This window comes from Streptomyces sp. SA15 (assembly GCF_002291145.1).
Taxonomy (GTDB): domain Bacteria; phylum Actinomycetota; class Actinomycetes; order Streptomycetales; family Streptomycetaceae; genus Streptomyces.
Genome location: NZ_NTGE01000211.1, coordinates 47,385 through 71,142, shown reverse-complemented (window position 1 = coordinate 71,142; position 23,758 = coordinate 47,385). Strand labels below are relative to the sequence as shown.

Genomic DNA, 23,758 nt, shown 5'->3' with positions numbered 1-23,758 from the left:
TTCCGTGCCGAGCGGTCAGTCCTTTCGGCCGCTCACAGCCACCGTCACGCCCAGCCCGATCATGGTGAGCCCACCGACCCCGCCCACCGCCGACAGCCGCCGCGGCGAGCGCGCGAACCAGCCCCGCGCGGTCGCCGCCACCAGTCCCCACACGCTGTCGGACGCCACCGCGATGAGGTTGAAGACCAGGCCGAGCAGCAGCATCTGCACCGCGACATGCCCCTGCCCGCGGTCGACGAACTGCGGCAGTACGGCGGCGAAGAACACGATGGTCTTGGGGTTGCTCACCCCGACGGCGAACCCCTCCCAGAACGTGCGCACGCTCCCCTGCGCGACCGCCGCGTCACCGGCGAACGCGGCGCGCAGCGCACCGCGTTCGCGCCACGCCTTGACGCCGAGGTACACGAGGTAGGCCGCCCCGGCCAGCTTGAGCGCGGTGAAGACCAGGACCGAGCGTTCCACGACCGACCCGACCCCGAGCGCCACGGCCACGACGAGCACGCAGGCGCCGACCGTGTTCCCCACCACCGTGGTCAGGGCGGCACGACGCCCCTGGGCGAGCGCCCGGCCGATCACGAAGAGCACGCTGGGCCCGGGGACCACGATCAGCAGGAACGACATCGCCGCGAAGGCGAGCAGACGGTCGGCAGACACCATGCCTGCCATGCAAGCACGGGGACTTCCGCCCCACCACGGAATTTCCGGGCCGGCGGATTCTCAGGCCGTCGCCCCGCTGTCCACCACCAGGTCGGTGCCCACCATCGACGCGGCCGCGTCCGACGCCAGATACAGGACGGCGGCGGCCACCTCGTCCGTGGCCGATATACGGCCGAGGGGGAGCTCGGCCCGCACGCGCTCGGCGCGGTCGGCCTCCGTCTCGCCGGCATCCAGCGACATCGGGGTGTCCGTGGCGCCGGGGCTGACCGCGTTGATACGGACGCCGTCGCGGATGTGGTCGAGGGCGGCACCCCTGGTCAGCACGGAGACGGCGGCCTTGGTGGCCGCGTACGCGGCGGCACCGGGGTGACGGGAGTGCACGCCGAAGGTGGAGGCGATGTTCACGATCGCGCCGCCGGCCGGCTGGGTGCGCATCTGGCGGATCTCGGCCTGGAGGGCGAGGAAGACGCCGGTGACGTTGATGTCGAGCTGCGTGTGCCAGTCGTCCTCGGACAACTCGGCCAGGGGCTCGCCGCCGCGGAAGACGCCCGCGTTGTTCACCGCCACGTCGAGCGATCCGAATCGGTCCACGGCGGCGTCGACGAGGGCCTGTACGTCGGCTGCCCGGGCGACGTCGGCCGTGACCGCGAGCGCCTTGCCGCCCTGCGCCTCGATCAGCCGGACGGTCTCGTCGAGCGGTTCCCGCCGACGCCCGGCGACGACGACGTGCGCGCCCTCGGCGGCGAACGCGAGGGCGGTGGTACGGCCGATGCCGGATCCGGCACCGGTGACGAGTGCGGTCCTGCCGGTGAAGCGGTTGGCAGTGTTCCGGATGGTCATGATCTCCCCTTTTCTTGACCGATCGGTTCAGTATGCGGGTGTAAGAAAAGGCCCCATGAGGGCCTTGTTTCACTGAATTCAGTCGAGCAGCGCCAACGCCTGCTCCGCCGCGTCCCGGACGCGCGCCGGATCCGCCGACGCCTTGCCGACGACCTTGAGCCCCTGCAGCAACACCAGCAGCATCCGGGCAAGGGTGAGCGGATCCCGGTCGGCGGGCAGCTCGCCCTGGGCCCGGGCGCGGACCAGGGCGGAGTGGAGGACCGTCTCCATCTGGTCCCAGTTGCGCTCGACCTGCCGCGCCGCGGCCGGATCGTGCGGGGCGAGCTCGGCAGCCGTATTGGTGATGAAGCAGCCGCAACGGCGCTGTTCCTCGCCGGCCGCCTCGTCCGCATAGCGCCGCACGAGTGCTCGTACGGCGGGCAGTACCGGGCCCGGCTGGGACAGCTCCCGCAGTAGATCCGGGAGTTGTGCCTGGTAGCGGTCCAGTGCCTTCAAGTACAGCTCGTGCTTGCTGCCGAAGGTCGCGTAGATGCTCGCCCGTCCGATGCCCAGGTGCTCGACGAGGTCGGACATCGACGTCGCCTCGTAGCCGCGCTGCCAGAACAGCTCGAGGGCTGACTGCAGCGCGGCGTCGGGATCGAACTCCTTGGTCCTGGCCACGTAGCGCAGCCTAGGCTCAACCAGAACGATCGGTCAAGAAAGTTTCCTACGGCGCTTACGGGCTTACGAGGTCCGGATCTCGTACGTCGCCACCCTCACCGTCTCGTCGTCCAGGCACTGCCCGCTCTCCAGGTCGAAGCGCTGCTTCAGCAGGGGCGAGGCGACGAACGGCCGCCCCTGGTGGCTGCCGGTCAGGCCGCGGGAGAGGACCGCCGCGCCGCAGAACGGGTCGCGGTTGTCGATGGCGTACAGCTTGCCGGCGCGGTCGCGGAAGAGGGCGACCTGGCGGCCGTCGGGCAGCAGGGCCGCCACTCCACGGCCCGGCAGCAGCGCACTCAGGTTACAGACCGTGAACCAGTCGTCGGCCTGGTCGTCCAGGCGCAGTTGGATCTTCAGGTCGGTCGTCTCGGGTGCCAGGGTCATCGCTGGGCACTTCCTTCCAGGACGTCTGCCGGGTTGTCGGCGGGCCGCATGCCGATGCTCAGCAGCGGCAGGTCGGGCTTGATCTGGTCGCGCTCGGGGACGAAGCCGACGACCGGGTCGGGGGTGTCGGGCGCGTTCACGAAGGAGACGAACCGGGACAGCTTCTCCGGGTCGTTGATGGTCTGAGCCCACTCGTCGCGGTAGTTCGCGACATGCGCGGCCATCAGGGACTCCAGCTCCTCGCAGATGCCGAGGGAGTCCTCCACCACCACGTCCCGGATGTGGTCCAAGCCGCCCGGGATCCGCTCCAGCCAGGTGGAGGTGCGCTCCAGGCGGTCGGCCGTACGGATGTAGAACATCAGGAAGCGGTCGATCAGGCGGATGAGCTCGGCGTCGGACAGGTCCTGGGCCAGCAGGTCCGCGTGGCGGGGGGTGGCGCCGCCGTTGCCGCCGACGTACAGGTTCCAGCCGTTGGCCGTGGCGATCACGCCGAAGTCCTTCGACTGGGCCTCCGCGCACTCGCGCTGGCAGCCGGAGACCGCCGACTTCAGCTTGTGCGGGGAACGCAGACCCCGGTAGCGCAGCTCCAGGTCGATCGCCATGCGGACGGAGTCCTGGACGCCGTAGCGGCACCAGGTCTGGCCCACGCAGGACTTCACCGTGCGCAGCGCCTTGCCGTACGCGTGGCCGGACTCGAAGCCCGCGTCCACCAACCGCGCCCAGATGAGGGGGAGCTGCTCGACGCGCGCGCCGAACATGTCGATTCGCTGACCGCCGGTGATCTTCGTGTAGAGCCCGAAGTCGCGGGCCACCTCGCCGATCACGATCAGCTTCTCGGGGGTGATCTCGCCGCCCGGGATGCGCGGCACGATCGAGTACGAGCCGTTCTTCTGCAGGTTGGCCAGGAAGTGGTCGTTGCTGTCCTGCAGGGACGCCTGCTCGCCCTCCAGGACGTAACCGCTCGCGCCGATCGTCGGGGCGAGGGAGGCGATGATCGAGCCGACCGCCGGCTTGCAGATCTCGCAGCCGTCGCCGCCCCGGGCGCCCTCGCGGCCGTAACGGTCCAGCAGGTCCTGGTAGGTGTTGATGCGCAGGGCGAGGACGATCTCGTACAGCTCCTCGCGGGTCTGCGAGAAGCAGCCGCACAGGCCCTTGTCGACCTCGACGCCGCTGGCCTCCAGTTCGGCGTTGACGAGCTGGCCGAGGACCTTGACGCAACTGCCGCAGGTCGTACCGGCCTTGGTGCACTTCTTCACCTCGGGCACGGTCGTGCACTGGTGGTCGGTGACCGCGCCGCGGATCGTGCCCTTGGTGACGTTGTTGCAGGAGCAGATGATCGCGTCGTCCGGGAGCGCGGTCGGGCCGAGCTGGGTCGGGGCGCCGGCACCGGCGGGCAGCACCAGCGACTCCGGCGAGATGGGCGGGACCGAGCCGGTAAAGGCGCGCAGCGTGCCGTACGCCTCCGCGTCGCCGACGAGGATGCCGCCGAGCAGCGTGCCGTCGCGGCCGATGACCAGCTTCTTGTACAGGCCCGCTCGGGAGTCGGAGTAGACGACGTCGAGGCAGTCCTCGGTGGCTCCGTGCGCGTCGCCGAAGGACGCCACGTCCACGCCGAGCAGCTTCAGCTTGGTGGACAGGTCGGCGCCGGTGAAGGCGGCCTCCTCGTCGGCGGCGATGGTCGCGGCGGCCGTCTCGGCCTGCTCGTAGCCGGGGGCCACCAGGCCGTACACCCGGCCGTCGGCGGCCAGCGCGCACTCGCCGATCGCGAACACGTGCGGGTCGGAGACCGTACGGCACTTCTCGTCGACCGTGATGCCGCCACGCTCGCCGACCGTCAGGCCGCAGTCGCGGGCCAGCTGGTCGCGGGGTCGGACACCGGCGGAGAACACCACCATGTCGGTGGCGAGTTCGGAGCCGTCGGACAGCTTCATGCCGGTGACGGCGCCCTCGGAGTCGACCACGATTTCCTGCGTGCCGACGCCCGTGTGGACGCTGAGGCCCATCTCCTCGATGGTGCGCAGCAGCGCGGCGCCGCCGCCCTCGTCGACCTGTACCGGCATCAGGCGCGGCGCGAACTCCACGATGTGGCTGGTGAGTCCGAGGCCCTTGAGCGCACCCGCGGCCTCCAGGCCGAGCAGACCGCCGCCCACCACGGCACCGGTCGTGCGGGTCTTGGCGTACTCCTCGATGGCGAGGAGGTCCTCGATCGTGCGGTAGACGAAGCAGCCCTTCGCGTCCTTGTTGGGGACCGGCGGCACGAACGGGTAGGAGCCCGTGGCCAGGACGAGGATGTCGTAGTCGAAGACCTGACCGGACCTGGCCGTGACCTTCTTCGTCTCGCGGTCGATCGTCTCCGCCGGGTCACCGACGTACAGCTCGATGCCCTCCTTCTCGATGAACTCCATGTCGGTCATCGAGAGGTCCTCGGGCGTCTTGCCCGAGAAGTACGAGGTGAGCGCCACGCGGTCGTACGCCGGACGCGGCTCCTCGCACAGCACGACCACGCGGTGCGTGGCGGTCATGCCGCGCTCGGCGAGCGCTTCGAGGAAGCGCTGGCCGACCATGCCATGGCCGACGAGCACGATCGTGGGGGTGTCCGTGGACATCAGGAGCCTCCATCGTTGGTAAGCAGGTGGAGCAGAGGACCGCCGTCGGACGGGAGCGGCTCTGCTCCCTCCCAGGCGCGCGCGAGCGCGCCGACGGTGCCGAGTTCGCCGACGAGGACCCCGCCGACCAGGCGGTCGTCGCGGACGACGACCTTGCGGTAGGTGCCGCGCGTGGCGTCGGCGAGCTGGACCACGTCGTCGCCGGGGAGGGCCTCCGTCTCACCGAACGCGGCGAGGTCGAAGGCGGACTGCCCGGCGAGGGTGAGGCGGGTCAGCGAACGGGTGCCGGTGTACCGGGCGTCGGCGTCGCCCGCCAGCGACTCGGCCAGGACGTCCGCCTGTTCGAGCGCCGGGGTCGCGAGCCCGTACAACGTGCCGTCGTGCTGCGCGCAGTCGCCGATGGCCCGGATGTGCGGGTCGGAGGTGCGCAGTTCGTCGTCGACGACGACGCCCTTGCGGACGTCGAGGCCGGCGATCTGGGCGAGACCCACACGCGGGTGGACCCCGCACGCCAGGACCACGAGGTCGGCGTCGAGGGCGTAACCGTCGGCCATCTCGACCGAGCGGACCGCGCCGCCGACGCAGCGCACGTCGCGCACCCGGCACTCGGTGTGGATCTCGACGCCGAGGTCGGTGAGGTGCCGGCGGACCAGCTTGGAGGCCGCCGGGTCGAGCTGGCTTTCCATGAGCCGCTCGGACTGCTGGGCGAGGACGACCTGCGCGCCGCGCAGGGCGAGCGCGCGGGCCGCGGACACCCCGAGGAGCCCGCCGCCGATCACGACCGCCCGCACGCCCGGCCGTACCGCCTTGGACAGGCCCAGGCAGTCGTCCATGGTGCGGAACGCGTGCACGCCCTCGGGCAGCACGTGATCGGGGGTGAACAGTCCGCGCAGCGGCGGGAGCACCGGGTTGGAGCCGGTGGCCAGGACCAGCGTGTCGTATGCGATCTTCGAGCCGTCCGCGCACTCGACGTTCCGCCCGGCCCGGTCGATGCCGGTGACCCGGGCACGGGTCAGCTCCGCAGGCGCCGGGAGGGCGATCACGTCGGGGCTGTAGCGGCCGGCCAGCACCTCGGCGAGCAGCACCCTGTTGTACGGCCGGTGCTCCTCCTCGCCGATCACCAGCGCGGGCACGCGGAGCTCACCGAGCCGCCGGGCGAGACGGACGCCCGCGAGGCCGGCGCCGATCACCACCACACGCGTATTCGAGGTCATGTTCAGGAGCGTGCGTTGCCGGTGTTACCCGACCGCATCACGTCTGTTTCCCGCGGGGAACGCTGCGCTCAGCGAGGGCCGGGCGCGGGTGTGAGGGTTCGCGGAGCGCGGCGGGGGCGGGCTGTGAGGAGCTGGCGGGAGTGGCCGGACCTCCGGGTTCCGGTGCAGCCACCATCGTCTACGACCGGGAGCGGCGCGAGCCCGGGTTTCACCAGCTCACGCGCGGAGGGGGAGCCGCTCCGAGACGCAACCTCAGAAGATCCTCATCTCGATGGACGGGGCACCTATCCCCTCCATAGGGTCCCGATCATGCCCGATATATCGCTGACCATGGTCGTCGTCCTCTGCCTCGCGGCCCTGGCGGCCGGCTGGATCGACGCCGTGGTCGGCGGAGGCGGGCTCCTGCTGCTGCCGGTCCTGCTGCTCGGCCTGCCGTCGAGCACCCCGGCCGCGTACGCCCTCGGCACCAACAAGGCGGTCGCCATCGTCGGCACGACGGGCGCGGCCGTGACGTACGCCCGCAAGGCCCCGGTCGACGTCGGCACCGCCGTACGCATCGGCCTCGCGGCCCTCGCCGGATCCTCGGCCGGGGCCTTCTTCGCGGCCGGGATGAGCACGGAGGTCCTCAAGCCGGTGATCATGGTGGTGCTGCTCGCCGTGGCCGCCTTCGTGATCCTGCGCCCCGCCTTCGGAACCGCCCCCGCGACCGGCCCGGCCACCCGCCGCCAGATCTTCGCCGCGATCGGCCTGGCGGGCCTCGGCATCGGCTTCTACGACGGCCTCATCGGCCCCGGCACCGGCACGTTCCTCGTCCTGGCCCTCACCGCGGTCCTCCACCTCGACCTGGTCACCGCCTCCGCCACCGCCAAGATCGTCAACTGCTGCACCAACGCCGGCGCCCTCGCCACGTTCGCCTGGCAGGGCACGGTCCTGTGGCAACTGGCCGCCCTCATGGCCGTGTTCAACCTCGCGGGCGGCACGCTGGGCGCGCACACCGCCCTGAAGCAGGGCAGCGGCTTCGTCCGGATCGTGCTGCTGACGGTGGTGTTCGCGCTGGTGGCGAACCTGGCGTACGAGCAGTGGGTGGCCTGAATTGGCCTGAATTGGCCTGAATCGGCCCTGAAAAACGAGTGGGGCGACTTCGCGCGGCCCCCTACTGTGACCCGCGTGACAACTCAGGTGATCGTGCTCAACGGCGGCTCCAGCTCGGGCAAGTCCGGGATCGTGCGGTGTCTGCAGGAAGTGCTGCCGGAGCCCTGGCTGGCCTTCGGGGTCGACTCGCTGCTCGAGGCGATGCCCGGTGCGGGCACGGGGATCGAGTTCGCCCCGGACGGCGGGGTGAGCGTCGGCGGGGATTTCATGGCCCTGGAAGCGGCGTGGGCGACGGGAATCGCCGCGATGGTCCACGCCGGCGCCCGGGTGATCATCGACGATGTCTTCCTCGGCGCGGCGGCCACCCAGGAACGGTGGCGCGAGGTCCTCGACGGACTGGACGTGCTCTGGGTCGGCGTCCGCTGCGAGGCGTCGGTGGCCGCGGGCCGGGAGATCGCCCGGGGCGACCGGGTGCGGGGGATGGCCGAGAAGCAGGCGGAGCTGGTCCACCGGGGCGTCGTCTACGACGTGGAGGTGGACACCACCCGCTCGGAGTCACTGGAGTGCGCGCGGACCATCGCCGCACACGTGAGCTGAGCGTCGCGGCACACCTGAGCTGAGCTAGGGCTTCCGCAGAAGCAGTTCCACCACCCCCGTCGTGTCCTCCTCCCCGTTCCCCAGGGCGAGCCGCCGCTCCATCAGGTCCATGTACGGCCTCAGCAGCTCCGCGCTCACGCCCTGTTCCTCGGCCGTCCGCAGCAGCGTGGCGTTGCCCGCGACCTGCATCGCCAGGCTGGAGACGACGTCCTTGCCGTAGTCGCCGCTCTCCAGCTGGTCGGCGGCCTTGTGCGCGGAGTGCGCCATCGCGGTGAGCCAGGACACCAGCAGCGGCGCGAAGTCCTTCGGTGCGATGTCCTCCCGGCGGATCAGCGCGAAGGCGTGCGTGATGCCCGCGAACATCCCGTTCATCGCGCTCAGCAGCGCCACGTCGTGCAGCGCGGCGAACCCGGGGTCCGCGCCGACGTAGGTGGTCCCGGCCGGTACGGCGAGCGTGTCCCGGTGCTCCTCGAAGAGCGCGGCGGAACCGCTGTAGAAGACGTACGCCCCGGAGTCGGGCGCCCCGATCATCGGCGGTACGGCCATGATCCCGCCGTCCAGGAAACGGGCGCCGCGCGCCTTCGCCCACGCGGCCCGTGAACGCCCCTGGCCAGGGGTGCCGGTAGTGATGTTCACCAGGTCCCGCCCGGTCAGGTCGGCCCCGTCGAGGGCCTCGCCGACCGAGGCGTCGTCGAGCAGACAGACGACCACGAGCCGGTTCGCGGCCACCGCCTCGGCGGCGCTCGCGGCGACGGTCGCGCCCTCGGCGGCCAGGGCCTCGGCGCGGGCGGGGGTGCGGTTCCAGACGGTGACGGGATGCCCGGCGGCGAGCCAGGCGCGGGCGAGGGCGGTGCCCATGGCTCCGGTGCCGAGGAGGGTGAGCGGGGTGGACGGACCGGGCTGAGCAAGTGCGTTGTCAGTCATGGCGATTAGGCTCGTCGCAGGGGAGCGGCCTGCTCAAGTACGCACTTCGGAGTGGGTGGTTACCGCCGGGAAAGAGTCCAGGCAGGAGGAGGGGCGGGCATGACGACGGCACGACGGCCGGGATCGTACGTCTGCGGGATCGACGCGGCGATGGACGTGATCGGCGGTAAATGGAAGGTGCTCATCCTCTGGGAGCTGTCCGTGCGCCCCTGCCGGTTCGGCGAGTTGCGCCGGGGCCTGCCGGGCGTGACGGAGAAGGTGCTCGCCGCGCACCTGCGGGAGCTGGAGGCGGACGGCATCGTGCACCGGGAGGCCTACGACGAGGTGCCGCCGCGGGTGGAGTACTCGCTGACGCGCCGGGGGGCTTCTCTGAACGAGGCGCTGGCGCCGCTGGGCGCGTGGGGACGCGAGAACGTCCTCGTCGGTGCACCGCAGCCGCACGGCTCAGCGGCCGCTGCCCGTCAGATGCGCGAAGACGACGACGTTCCCCTGATAGCCGGTGCTCCGTGAATAGTCCCCACCGCATGTGATCACCCGCAGCTCGGGCCGCGCGGCCGCCCCGTACACCTTCTCGTCGGGGAAGTGCTTCGCGGCGTACACCTCGACCGCGTCCACGGCGAACACCGCGACGCCCCCGTCGCGCCGGTCCACCTCGATGGCGGCGCCCTTCTTCAGGGCGCCGAGGTCGTAGAAGACGGCGGGGCCGTCGGCGTTGTCGACGTGCCCGGCGACGATCGCGGTCCCCCTCTCACCGGGCGTGGTGCCGGCCTCGTACCAGCCGGCGAGGTTCTTCTTCGCGGCGGGCGGGACCTCCAGGCTGCCGGTCGGGGTGAGGCCGAGGCCCATCAGGGGTGCGTTCACGCGGATGGAGGGGATGCGGATCCGGTCGGGCGGGGAGGGCGGCAGGGCGGGCGCGGCGGACGGCTCGGGGCGAGCCCGGTCGGCGTGGGCTTCCGTACGGCCTCCCGCAGGGGCATCCGCACGGCCTTCGTGGCCTTCGCGGGCTTCGTGGCCTTCATCGGCTTCATCGACTTCATGGGCTTCCGCCGCGGACGGCTGCGGTGGGGCATGCGTCGCCGCGCCACTGCCCAACAGCCACGCGCCCGAGCAGAGGGCGACCGCGGTGACGGCCGCTATCGCGGCGTTTCCGAGCCTGCGCACAGCGGACAACCCCTCTCCTGGCTGAGCCCCACCCCCTCCGGGCCGCGAGGGGCGTCGGACCCGGAGGGGGAGGGGACGTGCGGTACCGGCGGACGGACAGCGGAGGGTGTCCGTCAGATCCCGTCGCCTCTCGCCCGGCGATGCAGGAGCCAGGTACCGCCCGCGGCGGCGACGGCGAGAGCCGCCACGCCGGCCGCGGTCCGCACGGGATCGGGGCCCAGTGTGCCGCCGACCCCCGTCTTCACACTTCCCCGGGGATGCACCTGCCCGCGCTCCGACGTCAGCGTGACGACCAGGTCACCCGTGACCCGTCGGCCGCCCTCCGCGCAGACCGCGACGATCTCGTACGTCCCCGGCTGCGCGCTCGGCGGCACCGGGAACTGCCCGATCGCCAGGCTCTCGGTGGCACTGGGCGCCAGCGGGAAGGAACCGGCCCCCACCGCGCCGGCGTCACCCTCCGCCGAACCGCCGTCCCCGCAGGCGGCCGTGTTCACGGTGACCAGCTCGCCCGGCACGACCGAGGAGGGCGAGACGTCCAGGCTGTCGGTGCTTCCGCCGTACGCGGGCGCGGCGCCGAGGCCTGCCACGGCGACGGCGAACGCGGTACCGGTGAGCAGGCGGGCGGTGCGTCGCATCGGTGCTCCTTCGACCTCTTCGGGTTCTGCCCGTGGGGGCTGCCCTTTCGAGGTAAGTGGCAGAGGGCCGAGACCGCTTGTCGAGGGAGCGCCAGAAATGGGGTGAATGGGTGTCAGACGGGCCCCATCCGAAGTCTTCTGCCCGACATTTCAGCAGGTCACCGAAGCGAGGCGGCTGCGCGAAGAAAAGAACCCGAAGGATGCGGAGCACGACTGTGAACGGGTGACCGCCTGGGCCTCTGCCCAAATGGTCGCATTCGGTGATGGGCAGATCTGTTCCACCCCCGCGAGGGAAAACCGCAGGTCACGTGACCCTGCCGGTGGAACAGATCTGCCCAACACTGATCGGGTACGCCGCTCAGGACGCGTACTCGGCCAGGACTCGGCTCACCGTGCGGCGGCCCACCGCGGCCAGCGCCGGGTTCTTTCCGCCGCGGTAGTAGTGGTCCGCCATGAGGCCGAAGCACAGGGCCCAGCCCCGGCCCCTGGCCCACGTCATGTCGTCGACGTCCACGGCCTCGCGGAACAGGGGGCGGGTCTCGGCGCCGAAGAGGCTCCACGCGGGCATCACGTCCGCCGCCGGATCCCCGACGCCGAGCCCGCCGAAGTCGATGACGGCGGTGAGCCGGCCGTCCTCGGCCACCAGGTTCCCGGGCAGCAGATCGGCGTGGAGCCAGACAGGCTCGCCGTCCCACTGGGGCAGCCTGAGGATGTCCTCCCAAGCCGCCGTCGCGAGGGTGGCGTCCACTATGCCGTCGGCACTCAGATCACGGATCGCTGTACGGACGTACTCATCGCGACCGCCCCCGCCGACCGGCCCGCCCCGGAAGGACGGCCTCCCACCCGTGGCGTCGACCCGCCGCAGCGCCGCGACGAACCGCCCCAACCGGACGGCGGCATCCGCGACTTCGACGATCGGCACGTCGTAGGCATTGTCACCGTCCAGCCAGCGATACACGCCCCACCTCAGCCCGTACCCCCGCCCCGGCTCACCCTTCGCGAGCGGCACCGGTACGGCGAGAGGCAGATGCGGGGCGAGAAGGGGCAGCCACCGATGCTCCTCATCGATCTGCCGCGCCCCACCGGGCAACCGCGGCAGCCGTACGACCATGTCCTCGCCCAGCCGGTACATGGCGTTGTCGGTCCCGGCGGACTCGACCAGCCGTACCGGCAGCTCGGCCCACTCCGGAAACTGGTCCGCCACCAGTCGCCCGACCAACGCCGCGTCGAGGTAGAGCTCGTCGGCGTGCATCTTGGTGGTGGACGGCATGGGGCTCCCTGGGCGTTGGGCGGGTGGGCGGCAGCGGAGCGTATCCGGCGGGTGAGTGTCGCCGCCACAGCTTTTGTCTTCCGGCGGTGGACAAAAGCGGTGGACAGAGATCACGTGAGCGGCAGACTTGCCACATGACGCCATCGGATCCCAAGGCTGACCTTCACTTCTACCTGCAGTCCGCCCGCGATGCCCTGCTGTGGAAGCTGGAAGGGCTCTCGGAGTACGACATCCGCCGCCCGCGGACGCCGACCGGCACCAACCTCCTGGGCCTGGTGAAACACGCGACCGGCGCGGAGCTGGGCTACCTCGGCGACACGTTCGGACGGCCGTCCGGCGAACCGCTGCCCTGGCTCGACGACGGTGCTGAGCCCAACGCGGACATGTGGGCCACCGCCGCCGAGTCACGCAAGCACATCGTGGAGCTCTACCACCGGGCGTGGGCGCACGCGGACGCGACGATCGACGCGCTGGCGCTGGACACGATCGGCCGGGTGCCGTGGTGGCCGAGCGGCAGGGACGAGGTGACGTTGCATCATGCCGTAGTGCGCGTGATCGCCGATACGCACCGGCACGCCGGGCACGCCGACATCATCCGGGAACTCATGGACGGTGCCGTGGGGATGAACAAGGGCAACGACAGCATGGCGCCGGGCGACTCGACGTGGTGGGAGAACCATCGAAGCCGGCTGGAGCGTGCGGCTCGGGAAGCCGACCGGGACACGTGACCGGTCGAGTCCGGCACGTTCATGGCCGCCCCGGCCTCACGACCGAGGCGGCCGCCTCACGCCCCCCGGCGCGGGATCACCCGACGCCCACCCCCCTCCAAGCCGCCCCCACAGCCCCGTACTCCGCACTCCCCGCCCCGTACAGATCCCGCGCCGCGTTCAGCGTCGCCGTACGCGCACCCGCGTAATCCGTCGACGACGTCATGTAGACCGTCAGCGCCCGGTACCAGATCTTGCCCACCTTGTCGCGGCCGATCCCCGTCACCGAAGACCCGTCGCACGTCGGCGAGTCGTAGCTGACACCGTTCACCGTCTTCCTGCCGCTGCCCTCCGCCAGCAAGTACGCGAAGTGGTTCCCGACCCCCGACGAGTAGTGGACGTCAAGAGTCCCCACCGTCGGGCTCCAGCAGTCCACCGACACCCCGTCCTTCGACGGCTTGTCCATGTACCGCAGGGCCTCCCGGCCGAAGCCGGAGCGGACGACCTTCTCGCCGATCAGGTAGTCGCCGGCGTCGGAGGAATTCCCCGCGTGGAACTCCACCAGTGCGCCGAAGACGTCCGATGTGGCCTCGTTCAACCCACCCGACTCGCCCGAGTACGTCAGCGCCGCCGTCTTCGACGTCACGCCGTGGGTCATCTCGTGGCCGGCGATGTCCAACGACACCAGGGGGCCGAGCTGGGTCCCGTCACCGTCGCCGTACGTCATGCAGAAGCAGGTGTCGTCCCAGAAGGCGTTGTTGTACCGGGTGCCGTAGTGCACACGGCTGTACGAGCCCTTGCCGTCGCCCGCGATGCCGTTGCGGCCGTGGACGTTCTTGTAGTAGTCCCAGGTCACGTCCGTGCCGTACTGGGCGTCCACCGCCGCCGTCGCCCGGTCGGACGTCGTGCCCGTGCCCCAGTGGTTGTCCGCGTCCGTGAAGACCGCCGAGGGGGCCCGGCTGAGGCAGATCGCCAGGACGCACAGGTCGGTCTGGCTCGCCGCGTCGCCGGTGTACGTGTTTCCGCGCGTGGCGTCCTTGAGTTGGTACGTCGATCCCGACAGCGTCGTGTTCAGCGGGACCTTGCCGCTGTACAGCGACTCGCCGTCGCCCGACGCCGACTCGACACTGTCCCAGGCGTCGATCCGGGCGCCCGTGCGGGCGTCGGTCAGCGTCGTCCGCGCGACCGGGTTGCCGAGGGAGTCCTGCGCCACGGCGTCGGTCTGCCACGCGAGCTTCGGGGCCCCGTGCAGGGCGTCGACGACCAGACGGGGCTTGGCCGTCACCTTCCTCAGCGTCTCGCCGAGGTGCGCGGCGCGCAGTGCGTTCACCGCGAGGTCGGTGGCCTGGCGCAGGGACAGGGCGGGGGTCACGCTGGCCAGGGATATCGCGCTCCGCGTCGCCCGTGAGGCGCTGCGGTACGAGCCGTCGCGAGCGAGGTGGACCACGAAGTCGCCGCCCAGGACGGGGAGTTGACGGTATATGCGGTCGTAGCGGACGTGCTGGGTGCCGTCCGCGTCCACGACCACGTCCCGGACGCTCGTGTCCTGCCCGGCGGTGAGGCCCAGGGCCGAGGCCCGGTCCGCGAGTACCGACGCCGCGTTCTCGATCGCGGTGGCCCGGGTCGGCCGGTCGGCCGCGTCGGCGGCGGGGGAGAGTGCGACGGCCAGCAGGGTGGCGGTGGTGGCGGCCGCTCCGGCGGCGGCGGGACGGCGGGAACCTCGGGCATGCGGCCGTATCCGGCTCATCGGTCTCCTCGGGAAGGGCCTGATCTTGACCAAGAGTTAAGGGGCCCTTGACCTGCCATGTCCATGGCGGGATTGCGAAGGAGTGTGAGGGGTGAGAATCGCTTTTGTGAGAGCGACGCGACTCCCCTTCTTCGTCTACGGCACCCTCCGCACCGGCGAGGTCAACCACGACCTCTTCCTGCGCGGCCGCACGCAGGCCGAGGAACCGGCGCGACTCACCGACGCGGTGCTGTACGACGGGCCCGGCTATCCGTACGTCGTGGAGGAACGGGGCGGGACGGTGCGCGGGGAACTCGTCACCGCGCGACCGGAGGCGTACGAGGACCTCCTCGCCGGCCTCGACCGCCTGGAGGAGTACGCGCCGGGAAACCCGCGCAATCTGTACGAACGCGTCGAGCGCGAGGTGATCCGGGACGCCGACGGCACGGCCGTACGCGCCTGGGTGTACGTCGCCGCGCCCTCCGTCGCCGCCCGGCTGCGCGATCGGGGCAAGCTGATCGAGAGCGGGGACTGGTCGGCGGGGTGAGCCGCACCGGCACCCTCAACGCGCGCACACCCGCAGTGGTGAACCCTACGACTTCACCGTCTCCACCCGCGGCCGTAGACCTACGACTTCACCGTCTCCAGCCGCACCGCGCACGCCTTGAACTCCGGCATCCGTGACGTCGGGTCAAGTGCCGGGTTTGTCAGGGAGTTGGCACGGCCCTCGCCCGGCCAGTGGAAGGGCATGAAGACGGTGTCCGGACGGATCGCGGTGGTGATGCGGGCCGGTGCCACGGCCCGGCCGCGCCGGGAGACGACGGCCACCGGGTCGCCCTCGGCCGCGCCCAGCCGCTCCGCCAGCCGGGGGTGCAGTTCCACGAACGGGCCGGGCGCGGCGGCGTTCAGCTCGTCGACGCGCCGGGTCTGGGCGCCGGACTGGTACTGCGCCACCACCCGGCCGGTCGTCAGCAGCACCGGGTACTCGGCGTCGGGCTCCTCGGCGATCGCCCGGTGCGAGACGGGGACGAACCGGGCCCGGCCGTCCGCCGTGGCGAAACGGTCCAGGAAGAGGCGGGGGGTGCCGGGGTGGACGCCTTCGGCGGTGTCGTCCCGCGCCGGGTCGTCCGGCTGGAGATCGAGGGCCGCGTCCTCACCGTCTGCCGCGTCCTCACCGTCTGCCACGTCCGCGGTGGCGGTCGGGCACGGCCAGAACACCCCGTTCTCCTCCACCAGCCTGCGATAGGTGATCCCGGAGTAGTCCGCCGGCCCGCCCGCGCTCGCCCGGCGCAGCTCCTCGAAGACCTCCTCGGCGTCGGTCGGGAAGCCCTTTTCCACGCCCAGCCGGGCGGCCAGCTCGTGCATGACCTCCAGGTCGCTGCGCACGCCCTCCGGAGGGGTGATCGCCTGCCGCCGCAGCAGCACCCGGCCCTCCAGGTTGGTCGTGGTGCCCGTCTCCTCCGCCCATTGAGTGACGGGCAGGACGACGTCCGCGAGCGCCGCGGTCTCCGACAGCACGACGTCGCACACGGCCAGGAAGTCCAGCGACCGCAGCCGTTCCTCGATGTGCGCGGCGCGCGGCGCCGACACCACCGGGTTCGACGCCATCAGCAGCAGCGACTTGATGTCCCCGCCCAACGCGTCCAGCAGTTCGTACGCACTGCGACCCGGCCCCGGCAGCGAGTCGGGGTCCACGCCCCACACCTCGGCCACATGCCGCCGCGCAGCCGGATCGTCCAGCTTGCGGTAGCCGGGCAACTGGTCGGCCTTCTGGCCGTGTTCGCGCCCGCCCTGCCCGTTGCCCTGCCCGGTCAGACAGCCGTACCCGGACAGCGGGCGCCCCGCCCGGCCGGTCGCCAGGCACAGGTTGATCCACGCGCCCACCGTGTCGGTGCCCTTGGACTGCTGCTCGGGTCCGCGCGCGGTGAGCACCATCGCGGACTCCGGCTCGCAGAACATCCGTACCGTCTCGCGGAGTTGGGGGACGGAGACGCCCGTGATCCGCTCCACGTACTCGGGCCAGTGGGCCATCGCCGCGGCGCGCGCGTCCTCCCAGCCGACCGTGCGCTCACGGACGTACTCCTCGTCCACCCGGCCCTCGGCGACGACCAGGTGCAGCAGACCGAGCGCGAGCGCCAGGTCGGTGCCGGGCCGGGGTGCCAGGTGGAGGTCGGCCTGCTCGGCGGTCTTGGTGCGGCGCGGGTCGATGACGATCAGGGTGCCGCCGTTCTCCCGCAGTTCGTTGAAGAAGCGCAGCGATGGCGGCATGGTCTCCGCGAGATTGGAGCCGACCAGGATCACGCAGCCCGTCTTCGGGATGTCCTCCAGCGGGAAGGGCAGGCCGCGGTCGAGCCCGAAGGCCTTGATGCCGGCGGCCGCCGCGGACGACATGCAGAAGCGGCCGTTGTAGTCGATCTGCGAGGTGCCGAGCACGACCCGGGCGAACTTGCCGAGCGTGTACGCCTTCTCGTTGGTCAGGCCGCCCCCGCCGAAGACCCCGCACGCGTCCGGGCCATGTTCCGTGCGCGTGCGGGACAGCCCCTCGGCGATCCGGTCCAGTGCCTCGTCCCAGGATGCGGGCACGAGCGTGCCCTCGGAGCGCACCAACGGGGAGGTCAGCCGCACCCGGGACGAGAGCACCGCGGGCGCCGTGCGGCCCTTGCCGCACAGTGCCCCCCGGTTCACCGGGAAGTCCGCGCGCTCGCTCACTTCGACGGTCCCGTCCGGTACGGGCGTCAGATTCATCCCGCACTGCAGGGCGCAGTACGGGCAGTGCGTGGGCGTCGCGGAGTTCTGCATGCTTCTCAGCGTGCTTCGGCCGTGTTACGCGCCGGGCGGTTCCCTGTTACACGGGCGGGACGGCGACCTCCCCGCCGCCGCCCGTCCGCCGTGAGGGCCGTGAAGGCCCACCCCTGAGTCGCCGCTGGTGGGGCAAAAGTTGCCCATGTGGCGAATGCGAGCTCATGTGGCTCATTTCGTTCCATACTTGGCCGATCTCACCTAGTTGAGGCTTGAAGAACCGGCACTACAGTCGGGCCTCACCCAAGGATCCGAAGGCGCTGCACGACTCCGCACGGCATTCGACACACCGGGCATGCCCACCGCTCATTCCGGCGATTCCGGACAAGGCAAACCGTCACTCGAAACAGCCAGCCAGGAGGTCCCCCCAACATGCCCCTGCGCCACTTAGCAACCAACGACCAGCACCTTTTCCGGCAGTACGGCCACGGCCCGACCGTCCCCGTCCCGGACCCCCTCGTCCACCACGCCGTCGAACGGCAGGCCGCGACCGCCCCGCACACGGTCGCCGCCGAACATCTCGGCACGACGATCACCTACGGCGAGCTCGACCGCCGCGCCGACGCTCTCGCCGCCCGCCTGGCCCGGGAGGGCGTACGGCCCGGCGATCACGTCGGCCTCTTCGTCCGCCGCTCGATCCCGATGCTCGTCGGACTGCTCGGCATCCTGAAGGCGGGCGCCGCCTACGTTCCCCAGGACATCGGCCTCGCGCCCCCGGCCCAGCTCACCCACGTCGTCCGCACCGCCCGCACCCGCGTGGTCCTCACCGTCGCCGAACACGCCCACCGCGTGCCGCTGCCGGACGGCCACCGCCTGATCACACTCGACGAGCCGCTGCCGTACGAACCCGGTCCGCGCCCGGCGATCAGTGCGGACGACGGCTGCTACGTCCTGTTCACCTCCGGCACCACCGGTCGGCCCAACGGCGTGAAGGTCACCCACCGCAACGTCGCCAACATCCTCCTCACCGCCCCCGGTGACCTCGGCATCGGCCCCGGCGACCGCGTGGCCCAGCTCCTCAACATCGCGTTCGACATGGCCGCCTGGGAGATCCTCGGCTGTCTCGCCCACGGCGGCACCCTGATCATCCGCGGCAAGGACATCGCGGCGGCGGCCCGTACGGCCACCGTGCTGATCGCCACCCCGACCGTGCTGACCGGCATCAACCCCGCGGCCTGCCCGCGGGTACGCGCGGTCGCCGTCGCCGGAGAGCCCTGCCCACGCCCGCTCGCCGACCGCTGGGCCCGCCAGGCGGCCTTCTTCAACTGCTGCGGCCCGACCGAGACGACGATCGTCAACACGATGCGTCGCCACGACCCGTCCGACCCCCTGCTCACCATCGGCCGCCCCACCCCCAACAACACGGTCTACGTCCTCGACGCCGACCGTCGGCCCTTACCCATCGGCGAGGTCGGCGAGATGTGGGCGGGCGGCCACTGCGTCTCGGCCGGCTACCTCGGCAACGACGAGCTGAACGCCGAGCGCTACGCCCCCGACCCCTTCCTCGGTCCCGGCCACCGCATGTTCCGCACCCGCGACCTGGGCCGCTGGACCCCCGACGGCGAGCTCGAACACCTCGGCCGTACCGACGACCAGGTCAAGGTGCGCGGCTTCCGCGTCGAACTCGACTCCGTCTCCTCGGTACTGGAGTCGGTCGACGGCTGCCGGCGCGCGGTGACCGTGAAACGGGACGCCCGCCATCTCGTGTCGTTCGTCTGCCCGGCGGACGTCGACCCGGACACCGCCCGCCGCGCGGTGGCGGACGCCCTGCCGTACTACTGCGTGCCCTCCGAAGTCCTGCCGCTCGCGTTCCTCCCCGAGACCGACCGCGGCAAGATCGACAAACAGGCGCTGCTGCGGCTGGCCGAGGAGCGGACGGCCCTTCAGGGGGCGGCCCGATGACCACGTCACTCAACCGGGAGACAGGGGAGACACGGCAGACAGCCGAGCTGCCCCCGCTCACCAGCGGGTCCCGCCGCCTGCTCAAGCACCCGCGCCTGATGCACTACAACCGGCTGGCGGGACTGGTGATTCTCGCCAATCTGGCGTTTCTGTACGCGGGTTGGCCGCTTTCGACGCCGACACTGGGTCACGCCGCGATCGCCAACCTCGCCCTCGCGGTCGTCGTCCGCCAGCAGTACGTCATCAACTTCCTCTTCCGGCTGGCCACTTGGCCGTCGCCCAGTTGGCCGCTGCGGGTCCGCTGGACGCTGGGCAAGGTGTACCACTTCGGTGGGCTGCACGTGGGCGGGGCGCTGGCGGGGGCGGGCTGGTTCCTGGCACTGGCGGTCACGGTGACGGTGGAGGGCAGCAACTGGCCTCTGATCGCAGTGAGTTGGACCCTGATCGCCCTCCTGCTGGTCATCATCGCCACGGCCCTGCCTCCCTTCCGCTCCCGCCACCACGACCACTTCGAGAAGATCCACCGCTTCGGCGGCTGGAGTGGCCTCGCCCTCTTCTGGACGCACACCTTGCTCTCCGGGCAGGGGCCGGTACCCGTGTCGGTCCTCGCGGTCGTCACCTTCAGCGTCGCCCTGCCGTGGCTGCGGCTGCGCAAGGTCGACGTACGCGTCGAACGGCCCTCCCGGCACGTGGTGCTGGCCCGCTTCAACCACGGCGAGACCCCCTTCGCCGGTTCCTCCACGGCGATCAGCCGCAGCCCGCTGAAGGAGTGGCACTCCTTCGCCAACGTCCCGTCCCCCGGCGAGTCCGGCTTCCGGCTCACCATCTCCCGGGCCGGCGACTGGACCGGCTCCTTCATCGACGACATGCCGTCCCGGGTGTGGGTGAAGGGCATCACCACAGCCGGCGTCGCCAACATCGAGACACTGTTCAAGAAGGTGGTCTACGTGGCGACCGGCAGCGGCATCGGCCCCTGCCTGCCGCACCTGCTGGCCGCCGAGGTCCCCTCCCGCCTGGTCTGGGCGACCCGGGACCCCCGCGCGACCTACGGCGACGCCCTGGTCGACGAGATCCTCGCCGTCCAGCCGCACGCCCTCGTCTGGGACACCTCCCGGCACGGCAAGCCCGACATGGTCCGGCTGGCTTACGAGGCGTACCGCGACTTCGGGGCCGAAGCGGTGATCTGCATCTCCAACAAGAAGCTGACCTGGCAGGTGGTGCACGGGCTGGAGCGGCGCGGGATTCCGGCGTACGGCGCGATCTGGGACTCGTAGGCCTCGTAAGCCTCGTAAGCCGCATAAGGGAGACAACCGATGAACAACCTCAAGCTGGAACGCCACGACCGCGTGGTGACCGTACGCCTGCACCGCCCGCACGTGCTGAACGCGCTCAGCGGCGAACTGCTCGCCGAACTCCTCGACACCCTGCGCCCCTTGGACGCGGACCCCGAGGTCGGCTGCTTCGTCGTCACCGGCTCGGAGAAGGTCTTCGCGGCCGGCGCCGACATCAAGGAGATGTCCGCGAAGACGGCCGTGGAGATGGCCGCGGAGGACTACTTCGCCGCCTGGGAGGACTTCGCCGACCTGCGCACCCCGAAGATCGCCGCCGTCAACGGCCCTGCCCTGGGCGGCGGGTGCGAACTGGCGATGATGTGCGACCTCGTCGTCGCGGGGGAGTCGGCGGTCTTCGGGCAACCGGAGATCAAGCTGGGCGTGATCCCGGGCATCGGCGGCACCCAGCGCCTGACCCGCCTCGTCGGCCGGGCCAAGGCGATGGACCTGATCCTCACCGGCCGCACGATGGACGCCCGGGAGGCGGAGGCCGCCGGCCTGGTCTCCCGGGTCGTGCCCGACGAGCGGGTCCTGCCTCAGGCCCTGGAAGCGGCCGCGACCATCGCCTCGTACGGACGTACGGCGGTCAGGGCCGCCCGTGAGTGCGTCGACCGCGCCCTGGAGAGCGGCCTGCGCGACGGCATCCGCTTCGAACGCCGGGTGTTCCATGCCCTGTTCGCGACTCAGGACCAGAAGGAGGGGATGGCCGCGTTCCTGGAGAAGCGCCGGCCGCGCTTCACCGGACGCTGAGGCTCACACAGGCCGAGGGCGGGAGCGGGGGCACCGGCCCCGCTCCCGCCCCGGTCAGGGACCGTCCCTGGTCAGGGGACGGTCCCGGTCAGCACTCGTACGCGTAGTTACGGGACGTCACCCGATTCCAGAGTGATGTACTCGGTCGTGTAGGCCTCGACGTAGATGCAGGCCGGGTCCCAGCCGTCCACTTCGACGGAGGCGTAGATCCCGTGCCCGCACTGGTTGTAGATCGCCGCCCATCCGTCGCCGGAACCGACGAGTTCGGCGCAGCCCACCGCCGCCGGCCGCGGGTCGTCGCCGTCCGTGGGTGCCGCCGAGGCGGTACCCACAGCGGCCCCCACGGTGAACAGCGCCACCGCGGCGGTCGTGGCGAACACGGAGCGAAGACGAGTCATCGAGTGTCCCTTCCCCCAAGGTCGCGGCGGTCGGCCCGATCCGCCGCCGCACACCTGACGACACCATCTGTGATCGTTCGATCACAAAGAGTGCCGGAATGGTTTTCATTCCAGGGGGTGAAATGTTCTCGTCAAACGCGGTGCCGGAAAACGTCCGGATTCATCCGGCCATCCTCAACGCCCGTTCCACTCCCGGCTCTTGAGGCCCAAGGAACCGCGGATCGGGCCGGAAAACGGCGTCCAGAGCGGCCTTTCCCGCCGCGAAAATCTCGCGGGCCCCGCCGTAGTACCAGGTGACGTCATGCCTGGCGTCGACCCCCACGCCGTATGACGTGACACCCGCCGCCTGACACAGCGCGACCGCGCGCCGGATGTGGAAGCCCTGACTGATCAGGACCGCCCGGTCGACGCCGAAGATCTTCTTCGCGCGCACGCAGGAGTCCCAGGTGTCGAAGCCCGCGTAGTCGCTGACGATCCGCGCCTGAGGGACGCCGCGCCGGGTCAGGTAGGTACGCATCGCGTCGGGTTCGTCGTAGTCCTCCCGGCTGTTGTCGCCGGTGACGAGCACGACCTCGATCCGGTCCTCGCGGTACAGCTTCGCCGCCGCGTCCAGGCGGTGCGCGAGGTACGGCGACGGCTCGCCCTCCCACAGGCCCGCGCCGAAGACGACGGCGACCTCGGTGCGCGGCACGTCCGCCGTCGTCCGCAGCCGGTCCCCGGTCACGACGTACATCCATGTCGCCGGCAGCAGCGCCAGCACGCACCCGGCCATGACCGCCTGCACCAGCCGCCGCTGCCCGGTGCGGGTGCGCGGCAGACGGGGTCTGCGCAGGCGGGGTCTGCGCGGCATCGGCAGTCGCATCGGAGGGTTCCTCCCGGTCGTCTTTCGACAGTCAGAGACGTCCTGTAACGCCCTACGGTTCGCCGCCCACCACGTGACCAGCTTCACTTCGGACGGCGAAACCACAGGTCACGGCACCTCACACACCCCCCGCACCCCACCGTGAACCCCCGGAAAAGACCCGTCATTCCTGTGCAATGGGGCGGCAACCTCCCCCCGCCACCATCAGTCCATGACGGCGACGCGCAAGTCGGAAGCTCTTCGCGACGAGTCCACAACCCTCGACAGTACGGCGCACATCATGAACCGGATCACCAGCCAGCTCGCCAGCCAGCTCAACCTCGTCTCGCGCGACGGCAGGCGGCGCCCCGAACCGCCCGCGCTCGTCGTCGTAGCCCACGGCAGCCGCGACCCGCGCACGCTGAGCACCGTCCACACGCTGCTGGACCGCGTCCGCGAACTGCGCCCAGGCCTGCCCGTGCACCTCGGCCACATCGAGCTGAACGAGCCGCTGCTGCCCGACACGCTCGCCTCCCTCGGCACCGGCGAGGCCGTCCTCGTACCGCTGCTGCTCAGCCGTGGCTACCACGTCAAGCGCGACATCCCCGAGATGGCGGCCGCCTCTCCGGCCCGCACGCGCGTCGCCGCCCCGCTCGGCCCGCACCCGCTGCTCGTGGAGACCCTCTACGCCCGTCTGGTCGAGGCCGGCTGGCCCACCCGGATGAACGAGCCCACCCGCCGCTCCAGCGCGGTGGTCCTCGCCGCGGCCGGCTCCCGCGACCCGGAGGCAGCCGTGGACACCCGCCGCACGGCCCACCTGCTCGCGGAACGCCTCGGCGTCCCGGTGGTCCCCGCGTACGCGTCAGCCGCCACACCCACGGTCGAGACGGCCATCCGCGCCTTGACGGCACGGGGCCGCCACCGGGTGGCCGTGGCCTCCTACTTCACGGCCCCGGGCCTCTTCGCCACGCGGTCCGCAGAGGCGGCCCCCTGGATAGCCTCGGCCCCGCTGGGCACCCACCCCGCGATGGCCCGCCTGCTCCTCCACCGCTACGACCAGTCCCTGGCAACGGCGACGGCTACGGAACCGGCACTGGCCTCGGCTTAAAACGCCGGGTGGATTCGCTTACCTAGGGGCGCGGGGCTGTATCAATTTGCGGCTCCGCCGCGCGGGCGCGCCCAGCCCACGACGACCTGCACTCGCGCCACAACAGAACCCGGCAGA

23 protein-coding genes are annotated in these 23,758 nt (G+C 71.3%); 9 read left to right on the top strand and 14 right to left on the bottom strand.

The genetic code is table 11. The features are described 5' to 3' along the window. Positions 1-15: 15 nt before the first annotated feature. The 6 genes from CLM62_RS45115 to CLM62_RS45090 all read right to left on the bottom strand — a co-directional run bounded on the left by CLM62_RS45115 (position 16) and on the right by CLM62_RS45090 (position 6,400). The gene (locus tag CLM62_RS45115) at positions 16-657 is read right to left on the bottom strand and encodes a LysE family translocator (protein ID WP_095755708.1); all 642 of its coding nucleotides are present in this window, start codon (positions 655-657) and stop codon (positions 16-18) included. A gap of 60 nt (positions 658-717) precedes the next feature. After that, positions 718-1,497: an SDR family NAD(P)-dependent oxidoreductase gene (locus CLM62_RS45110; RefSeq protein WP_095755707.1), complete on the bottom strand. Its 780-nt coding sequence runs from the start codon at positions 1,495-1,497 to the stop codon at positions 718-720. Positions 1,498-1,575: 78 nt separating this feature from the next. Beyond that, positions 1,576-2,157: a TetR/AcrR family transcriptional regulator gene (locus tag CLM62_RS45105; RefSeq protein ID WP_095755706.1), complete on the bottom strand. Its 582-nt coding sequence runs from the start codon at positions 2,155-2,157 to the stop codon at positions 1,576-1,578. Positions 2,158-2,220: 63 nt separating this feature from the next. Next, positions 2,221-2,580, bottom strand: coding sequence for a nitrite reductase small subunit NirD (gene nirD, locus CLM62_RS45100; protein WP_095755705.1), 360 nt, complete (start codon positions 2,578-2,580; stop codon positions 2,221-2,223). Next, positions 2,577-5,186 (bottom strand): nitrite reductase large subunit NirB, encoded by a 2,610-nt coding sequence (gene nirB / locus CLM62_RS45095; RefSeq protein ID WP_095755704.1) that lies wholly within the window; start codon positions 5,184-5,186, stop codon positions 2,577-2,579. Before nirB ends, nirD begins: the two co-directional genes overlap by 4 nt. Then, on the bottom strand, positions 5,186-6,400 hold the full coding sequence (locus tag CLM62_RS45090; RefSeq protein ID WP_095755703.1) for an NAD(P)/FAD-dependent oxidoreductase: 1,215 nt from the start codon (positions 6,398-6,400) through the stop codon (positions 5,186-5,188). Before CLM62_RS45090 ends, nirB begins: the two co-directional genes overlap by 1 nt. Positions 6,401-6,709: 309 nt before the next feature. Between CLM62_RS45090 and CLM62_RS45085 the strand changes: the two genes are divergently transcribed. After that, positions 6,710-7,492, top strand: coding sequence for a TSUP family transporter (locus tag CLM62_RS45085; RefSeq protein ID WP_095755702.1), 783 nt, complete (start codon positions 6,710-6,712; stop codon positions 7,490-7,492). 75 nt (positions 7,493-7,567) lie between these two features. Then, positions 7,568-8,089 (top strand): chloramphenicol phosphotransferase CPT, encoded by a 522-nt coding sequence (cpt, locus tag CLM62_RS45080; RefSeq protein WP_095755793.1) that lies wholly within the window; start codon positions 7,568-7,570, stop codon positions 8,087-8,089. A gap of 24 nt (positions 8,090-8,113) precedes the next feature. Here the strand turns inward: cpt and CLM62_RS45075 are convergent, their stop codons facing one another. After that, positions 8,114-9,013 (bottom strand): NAD(P)-dependent oxidoreductase, encoded by a 900-nt coding sequence (locus CLM62_RS45075; RefSeq protein WP_095755701.1) that lies wholly within the window; start codon positions 9,011-9,013, stop codon positions 8,114-8,116. Positions 9,014-9,112: 99 nt separating this feature from the next. On the opposite strand from CLM62_RS45075, the gene CLM62_RS45070 reads away from it, so the two are divergent. Then, positions 9,113-9,523: a helix-turn-helix domain-containing protein gene (locus CLM62_RS45070; protein WP_095755700.1), complete on the top strand. Its 411-nt coding sequence runs from the start codon at positions 9,113-9,115 to the stop codon at positions 9,521-9,523. On the opposite strand, the gene CLM62_RS45065 is transcribed toward CLM62_RS45070, so the two are convergent. The 3 genes from CLM62_RS45065 to CLM62_RS45055 all read right to left on the bottom strand — a co-directional run bounded on the left by CLM62_RS45065 (position 9,458) and on the right by CLM62_RS45055 (position 12,079). After that, on the bottom strand, positions 9,458-10,174 hold the full coding sequence (locus CLM62_RS45065; RefSeq protein ID WP_095755699.1) for a class F sortase: 717 nt from the start codon (positions 10,172-10,174) through the stop codon (positions 9,458-9,460). The genes CLM62_RS45070 and CLM62_RS45065 overlap by 66 nt on opposite strands. 113 nt (positions 10,175-10,287) lie before the next feature. Next, positions 10,288-10,809, bottom strand: coding sequence for a hypothetical protein (locus tag CLM62_RS45060; RefSeq protein WP_095755698.1), 522 nt, complete (start codon positions 10,807-10,809; stop codon positions 10,288-10,290). 358 nt (positions 10,810-11,167) lie between these two features. Next, the gene (locus tag CLM62_RS45055; RefSeq protein WP_095755697.1) at positions 11,168-12,079 is read right to left on the bottom strand and encodes an aminoglycoside phosphotransferase family protein; all 912 of its coding nucleotides are present in this window, start codon (positions 12,077-12,079) and stop codon (positions 11,168-11,170) included. A gap of 134 nt (positions 12,080-12,213) precedes the next feature. Between CLM62_RS45055 and CLM62_RS45050 the strand changes: the two genes are divergently transcribed. After that, positions 12,214-12,807 (top strand): DinB family protein, encoded by a 594-nt coding sequence (locus CLM62_RS45050; RefSeq protein WP_095755696.1) that lies wholly within the window; start codon positions 12,214-12,216, stop codon positions 12,805-12,807. Between the two features lie 76 nt (positions 12,808-12,883). Here the strand turns inward: CLM62_RS45050 and CLM62_RS45045 are convergent, their stop codons facing one another. Continuing rightward, the gene (locus CLM62_RS45045; RefSeq protein ID WP_095755695.1) at positions 12,884-14,533 is read right to left on the bottom strand and encodes a M4 family metallopeptidase; all 1,650 of its coding nucleotides are present in this window, start codon (positions 14,531-14,533) and stop codon (positions 12,884-12,886) included. A 106-nt stretch (positions 14,534-14,639) separates the two neighbouring features. On the opposite strand from CLM62_RS45045, the gene CLM62_RS45040 reads away from it, so the two are divergent. Continuing rightward, positions 14,640-15,059: a gamma-glutamylcyclotransferase family protein gene (locus tag CLM62_RS45040; RefSeq protein ID WP_095755694.1), complete on the top strand. Its 420-nt coding sequence runs from the start codon at positions 14,640-14,642 to the stop codon at positions 15,057-15,059. Between the two features lie 80 nt (positions 15,060-15,139). Here the strand turns inward: CLM62_RS45040 and CLM62_RS45035 are convergent, their stop codons facing one another. Further along, the gene (locus CLM62_RS45035; RefSeq protein WP_095755693.1) at positions 15,140-17,311 is read right to left on the bottom strand and encodes a molybdopterin oxidoreductase family protein; all 2,172 of its coding nucleotides are present in this window, start codon (positions 17,309-17,311) and stop codon (positions 15,140-15,142) included. 372 nt (positions 17,312-17,683) lie between these two features. On the opposite strand from CLM62_RS45035, the gene CLM62_RS45030 reads away from it, so the two are divergent. The 3 genes from CLM62_RS45030 to CLM62_RS45020 are packed head-to-tail and all read left to right on the top strand — an operon-like array spanning position 17,684 to position 21,294. Further along, positions 17,684-19,213 (top strand): amino acid adenylation domain-containing protein, encoded by a 1,530-nt coding sequence (locus tag CLM62_RS45030; protein ID WP_095755692.1) that lies wholly within the window; start codon positions 17,684-17,686, stop codon positions 19,211-19,213. Next, positions 19,210-20,487: a hypothetical protein gene (locus tag CLM62_RS45025; RefSeq protein ID WP_095755691.1), complete on the top strand. Its 1,278-nt coding sequence runs from the start codon at positions 19,210-19,212 to the stop codon at positions 20,485-20,487. The genes CLM62_RS45030 and CLM62_RS45025 overlap by 4 nt, the downstream gene beginning before the upstream one ends. A 39-nt stretch (positions 20,488-20,526) precedes the next feature. Further along, positions 20,527-21,294 carry an enoyl-CoA hydratase-related protein gene (locus CLM62_RS45020; protein ID WP_095755690.1) on the top strand — a complete coding sequence of 256 codons (768 nt, stop codon included), beginning with the start codon at positions 20,527-20,529 and terminating at the stop codon, positions 21,292-21,294. A gap of 107 nt (positions 21,295-21,401) precedes the next feature. Here CLM62_RS45020 and CLM62_RS45015 read toward each other — a convergent pair whose 3' ends face one another. Together CLM62_RS45015 and CLM62_RS45010 are read right to left on the bottom strand one after the other, a co-directional pair. After that, positions 21,402-21,692 (bottom strand): hypothetical protein, encoded by a 291-nt coding sequence (locus CLM62_RS45015; RefSeq protein ID WP_143659269.1) that lies wholly within the window; start codon positions 21,690-21,692, stop codon positions 21,402-21,404. 160 nt (positions 21,693-21,852) lie between these two features. After that, on the bottom strand, positions 21,853-22,554 hold the full coding sequence (locus CLM62_RS45010; RefSeq protein WP_179382493.1) for a vancomycin high temperature exclusion protein: 702 nt from the start codon (positions 22,552-22,554) through the stop codon (positions 21,853-21,855). Between the two features lie 211 nt (positions 22,555-22,765). Here CLM62_RS45010 and CLM62_RS45005 point away from each other — a divergent pair, with 211 nt between their 5' ends. Continuing rightward, complete coding sequence (locus CLM62_RS45005) at positions 22,766-23,641, top strand: sirohydrochlorin chelatase (protein ID WP_095755688.1); 876 nt, start codon at positions 22,766-22,768, stop codon at positions 23,639-23,641. Positions 23,642-23,758 lie beyond the last annotated feature (117 nt).

Excerpts from the sequence above, each read along its gene's own strand:
- CLM62_RS45075 (WP_095755701.1), bottom strand. The coding sequence starts at position 9,013 with ATGACTGACAACGCACTTGCTCAGCCCGGTCCGTCCACCCCGCTCACC.
- CLM62_RS45050 (WP_095755696.1), top strand. The coding sequence starts at position 12,214 with ATGACGCCATCGGATCCCAAGGCTGACCTTCACTTCTACCTGCAGTCC.
- CLM62_RS45015 (WP_143659269.1), bottom strand. The coding sequence starts at position 21,692 with ATGACTCGTCTTCGCTCCGTGTTCGCCACGACCGCCGCGGTGGCGCTG.
- CLM62_RS45010 (WP_179382493.1), bottom strand. The coding sequence starts at position 22,554 with ATGCGACTGCCGATGCCGCGCAGACCCCGCCTGCGCAGACCCCGTCTG.
- CLM62_RS45035 (WP_095755693.1), bottom strand. The coding sequence starts at position 17,311 with ATGCAGAACTCCGCGACGCCCACGCACTGCCCGTACTGCGCCCTGCAG.
- nirB (WP_095755704.1), bottom strand. The coding sequence starts at position 5,186 with ATGTCCACGGACACCCCCACGATCGTGCTCGTCGGCCATGGCATGGTC.
- CLM62_RS45110 (WP_095755707.1), bottom strand. The coding sequence starts at position 1,497 with ATGACCATCCGGAACACTGCCAACCGCTTCACCGGCAGGACCGCACTC.
- nirD (WP_095755705.1), bottom strand. The coding sequence starts at position 2,580 with ATGACCCTGGCACCCGAGACGACCGACCTGAAGATCCAACTGCGCCTG.
- CLM62_RS45085 (WP_095755702.1), top strand. The coding sequence starts at position 6,710 with ATGCCCGATATATCGCTGACCATGGTCGTCGTCCTCTGCCTCGCGGCC.
- CLM62_RS45060 (WP_095755698.1), bottom strand. The coding sequence starts at position 10,809 with ATGCGACGCACCGCCCGCCTGCTCACCGGTACCGCGTTCGCCGTCGCC.
- CLM62_RS45025 (WP_095755691.1), top strand. The coding sequence starts at position 19,210 with ATGACCACGTCACTCAACCGGGAGACAGGGGAGACACGGCAGACAGCC.
- CLM62_RS45070 (WP_095755700.1), top strand. The coding sequence starts at position 9,113 with ATGACGACGGCACGACGGCCGGGATCGTACGTCTGCGGGATCGACGCG.
- CLM62_RS45030 (WP_095755692.1), top strand. The coding sequence starts at position 17,684 with ATGCCCCTGCGCCACTTAGCAACCAACGACCAGCACCTTTTCCGGCAG.
- CLM62_RS45090 (WP_095755703.1), bottom strand. The coding sequence starts at position 6,400 with ATGACCTCGAATACGCGTGTGGTGGTGATCGGCGCCGGCCTCGCGGGC.
- CLM62_RS45005 (WP_095755688.1), top strand. The coding sequence starts at position 22,766 with ATGACGGCGACGCGCAAGTCGGAAGCTCTTCGCGACGAGTCCACAACC.
- CLM62_RS45055 (WP_095755697.1), bottom strand. The coding sequence starts at position 12,079 with ATGCCGTCCACCACCAAGATGCACGCCGACGAGCTCTACCTCGACGCG.
- CLM62_RS45045 (WP_095755695.1), bottom strand. The coding sequence starts at position 14,533 with ATGAGCCGGATACGGCCGCATGCCCGAGGTTCCCGCCGTCCCGCCGCC.
- CLM62_RS45115 (WP_095755708.1), bottom strand. The coding sequence starts at position 657 with ATGGTGTCTGCCGACCGTCTGCTCGCCTTCGCGGCGATGTCGTTCCTG.
- CLM62_RS45020 (WP_095755690.1), top strand. The coding sequence starts at position 20,527 with ATGAACAACCTCAAGCTGGAACGCCACGACCGCGTGGTGACCGTACGC.